At 36.1% G+C, this 3,958-nt stretch carries 5 protein-coding genes; 4 read left to right on the forward strand and 1 reads right to left on the reverse strand.

The features are described from left to right. A partial coding sequence (locus LIZ98_RS17040; protein ID WP_227140358.1) for a hypothetical protein occupies window positions 1-473 on the forward strand: 473 nt, incomplete at its 5' end. 351 nt (window positions 474-824) lie between these two features. On the opposite strand, the gene LIZ98_RS17045 is transcribed toward LIZ98_RS17040, so the two are convergent. Then, complete coding sequence (locus LIZ98_RS17045) at window positions 825-1,055, reverse strand: hypothetical protein (protein ID WP_034768523.1); 231 nt, start codon at window positions 1,053-1,055, stop codon at window positions 825-827. A 317-nt stretch (window positions 1,056-1,372) separates the two neighbouring features. Between LIZ98_RS17045 and LIZ98_RS17050 the strand changes: the two genes are divergently transcribed. From LIZ98_RS17050 to LIZ98_RS17060, 3 genes are all read left to right on the forward strand, one after another. Beyond that, window positions 1,373-2,245, forward strand: coding sequence for a dimethylarginine dimethylaminohydrolase family protein (locus LIZ98_RS17050; RefSeq protein WP_375293599.1), 873 nt, complete (start codon window positions 1,373-1,375; stop codon window positions 2,243-2,245). A gap of 193 nt (window positions 2,246-2,438) precedes the next feature. Continuing rightward, window positions 2,439-3,344 carry a homoserine O-acetyltransferase MetA gene (gene metA, locus LIZ98_RS17055; RefSeq protein ID WP_108897647.1) on the forward strand — a complete coding sequence of 302 codons (906 nt, stop codon included), beginning with the start codon at window positions 2,439-2,441 and terminating at the stop codon, window positions 3,342-3,344. A 233-nt stretch (window positions 3,345-3,577) separates the two neighbouring features. Next, window positions 3,578-3,736 (forward strand): hypothetical protein, encoded by a 159-nt coding sequence (locus tag LIZ98_RS17060; RefSeq protein WP_227203156.1) that lies wholly within the window; start codon window positions 3,578-3,580, stop codon window positions 3,734-3,736. Window positions 3,737-3,958: the final 222 nt, after the last annotated feature.

Below are 3,958 nucleotides of genomic sequence, written 5' to 3' on the forward strand. Positions count from 1 at the left end.
ATTTCATTCCGTTTTGTGCCTTGAGCGAAGCGAAAGGAATGGGTATAAAAATGAGTGTAAAAGACAGGAAAAAATGGGAAACGATTTTAACAAAGTGGACGCCATTCTTTATTATTGCTTGTGGTCTTATAGGTATTGTTCTGGGCTCATTTCTTGCTTATTTTTTTCAGGGTGAATTTCCATATGATGTATTTGCCGGTGGTTTGGTTGCAACTATCATTTTGACAATAATTCAAGTGATTAAACAGAAACGCAAAAAGGATAATTTGCCAGAAGCAGATGAACGGGTTATTCACAATGTTTTTCGTTTTTTTGCATATGCTTCACATCTTTCCTTAGCTATTTTATTTATAGCTTTAGCCGTTTTCACACTTTTAGGAAACGAGTCGATTTCCATTCTTTACCTATGGATCTTTTTCTTTTCATACATTTGGATTTTCGGGATAGGTGCTATTCTCATTAAAAGAAGGTAATCGGTTATTTAAGCAGTACACATAAGCTGTTCAGGGTCTAACCGATTTTCGGTCGACCCTTTTTTATACGTTAAGAATGTATAAATTTCCAGCAAAGAAGCGATTTCGACGTAGAGGGAAATTTTAAGAATTAAGTATAAGTGCATAAGGAAAGCTTCACTGGAATATATCGCAGCCGAAAAAATTTTATATTTTTTCGGTGATTAGAGAGACTTCGGTAGCATTACCTCGCAAGCGAAAATGTTTTTCCACTGAACTACGGCTCTGCCAACGCCTGAAGGCTCGGCAGTCACCGAGTTTTCTTTATAAAAATATTGATGACTGCTCAAAAATATAATAATTTCCATAATATTAAGAGGCTAACTCCATATATTCCGCAACAAACCGAAAAACATTTTGATAGTCCAATTTTCCATTTTTATACAAAAGTTCTGCGCGTTGAATTTCTGCTTCTGCAACCTGTGATTTTACCTTTACCTCCCTTAAAGTAATCGTACCGTTTAATAACTCCAAAGCCCATTTTTTTAAATTTTCATTATGAGATTGATATAAAACGTAGGATATATAACTAATCCGATCCAATGCAAACTCCCCCTAAAAAGTTTTTATTCTCTTAAATATAATTCTTCAAAAGGATAGCTTCTTCCTTCTAAAATTTCGAATGTTTTGTCTACAAATATCTACATGTTTTTACATGAATTACTTCCAAAAAGGCACTACAAAATATTGTCCGATCGCTTTTCTTTTTTAATAAAAGAGCTTTTTGGGCTGTACCCTTACATAAATTTCACAGTAAATTGGAAAAATAAAACGATACTACGGATAAATTAAATGTCTTTCATGCGATTTTTTTTAAGATAGAGTTGCTACTTTCACGATTTATAATGGGAGGGATAAAATTGGAACCGTATGAAACCATTCCACCGCAAAAAATCCACTGTTATACAGAATACGATGTGTTGAAAAAAGTAATTGTATGTCAACCGCAATATATGACAATCCGAGATGTTATTAATGAGACTCAAAAGCATTTTAAGAATGAAGGGATACATATTGAAAAAGCTTTGGAACAACATAGCCAATTTGTTGATACATTAAGGCAAAATCATGTTGAAGTCTATTTACTCCCCTACCATCGGAAATATCCTGAGCAAGTGTTTACGAGGGACATCGGTTTTGTTCTCGGAGAAACAATATTTGTTGCTGATATGGCTAGTAAGGTTAGAAACGGAGAAGAAGAAGTCTTGAAACGGTGGTTAGAGGACGAAGAAATTTCTTACTATAATATTATTGGTCATCAAATTGAGGGTGGCGATGTTATTATTGATCATGACCGCATATATATCGGGTTAAGTGACAGAACCAAAAAGGAAGCGATTGAACAGATTCAAAAACTGTTGAATAAGCAATTTGAGATTATTCCGGTTCACTTTCATGAAAAATATTTGCATCTGGATTGTGTGTTCAATATTGTCTCACCTGATGTTGCTTTAATTTTCCCGGGAGCATTGGATCAAGAACATATTGGAAAATTAAAAGAGCGATATGAATTAATTGAAGTAACAGAGGAAGAACAATTTACACTAGGAACAAATGTTTTATCAATTGGCAACCGGAAAATTATTAGTCTCCCGGTTAATAAAAAAGTCAACGAAGCTTTGAGAAATCACGGTTTTGAAGTCATCGAAGTCGATATAACAGAAATCATTAAATCAGGCGGCTCATTCCGGTGCTGTACATTGCCGATTGAGAGAGAAAGTACAAAAAATTAGTAATAAATGGACCGGGTATAGAAATAACTTGGTCCTTTTTTATATATTTACTAATACCTAATGGTTTTAAAAAAGAGTATCAAAATACTGCATAAATTTAATATTTAAAGAAAAATAACGTTGCCATAAATAATAAATAAATTTTATAATAGGTGATACATTATTAAAATTGTGAAATGAAGGGGGAATGACAATGCCGATTAATATACCAAAAGATTTGCCTGCGGGAGAGTTGTTAAGAAAAGAGAAGATATTTGTTATGGATGAAGATCGGGCAAGAACCCAAGATATTCGCCCATTAAATATTCTTATTTTAAATTTAATGCCGGAAAAGGAAAAAACGGAACTGCAACTTTTGCGCCTGCTCGGTAATACACCATTGCAGGTAAATATTACTTTTTTAAGGACATCTACATATCAATCAAAGAATGTCAGCAATTATCACTTGGATAATTTTTATACAACTTTTGCGGATGTGAAAAACCGCCGATATGATGGCATGATTATTACGGGGGCACCTGTAGAAAAAATGGCTTTTGAGGAAGTGGACTACTGGGAAGAATTGGCAGAAATTATGGAGTGGACAAAAACAAATGTAACATCAACGCTACATATTTGTTGGGGTGCCCAAGCAGCTTTGTATTATCATTATGGCATTGGTAAATTCGAATTGCCGAAAAAATGTTTTGGTGTGTTCAAACATCAATTATTTGAACCAAAGTTGAAGCTTGTCAGGGGATTTGATGAAGTTTTCAACGCTCCTCATTCCCGTTATACTGATGTTTCCAGAGAGGCCATTGAGAACCATTCGGAATTAAAGTTAGTATCTGTATCAGAGGAGGGAGCACCATTTATCATTATGTCTGAAAATGGAAAAAACATTATGATTACCGGACATTTAGAATATGATGCTACTACTCTTGCAGATGAATACGTTCGTGATCAAAAGAAAGGACTTGGGACGGCAATCCCGAAAAATTATTTTCCAAATGATGATGTGAATGAACGTCCGCTTCATACGTGGCGGTCACATAGTTATTTACTGTTCTCCAATTGGCTGAACTATTATGTCTATCAAGAAACGCCTTATCAATGGTGATCGGCCGTTCTGAAAAAATTTTTCTTTATGATGATGAGGTGAACGGGTGCTTCATACGTGGCGGTCGCGTGGTTAATTAGTTTTTTCTAATTGGCTGAACAATAATTTTTAGGAGGGAAGTTTCTATTTTTAGCGACGAGACTCTTTCTCGTCATCATTTTTGACCGAAAAACACCATTTTTTGGCGACGAGCCTGAATCTCGTCATCATTTTAAGCCGAAAAACACCATTTTTTGGCGACGAGACCTTTTCTCGTCGTCATTTTGAGCCGAGAAACCCCTTTTTTGGCGACGAGACCTTTTCTCGTCGTCGTTTTTGGGCAGGAAACTCCTTTTTTTAGCGACGAGCCTCTTTCTCGTCGTCGTTTTTGGGCAGGAAACTCCTTTTTTTAGCGACGAGCCTCTTTCTCGTCGTCGTTTTTGGGCAGGAAACTCCTTTTTTTAGCGACGAGCCTCTTTCTCGTCGTCGTTTTTGGGCAGGAAACTCCTTTTTTTAGCGACGAGCCTCTTTCTCGTCGTCGTTTTTGGGCAGGAAACTCCTTTTTTTAGCGACGAGCCTCTTTCTCGTCGTCGTTTTTGGGCAGGAAACTCCTTTTTTTAGCGACGAGCCTCTTT

Source organism: Caldibacillus sp. 210928-DFI.2.18, assembly GCF_020554505.1.
GTDB classification, from domain to species: domain Bacteria; phylum Bacillota; class Bacilli; order Bacillales; family Caldibacillaceae; genus Caldifermentibacillus; species Caldifermentibacillus hisashii.

What these genes read in the sequence shown, in the direction of transcription:
- metA (WP_108897647.1), top strand. Translation starts at nt 2,439, where the DNA reads ATGCCGATTAATATACCAAAAGATTTGCCTGCGGGAGAGTTGTTAAGA.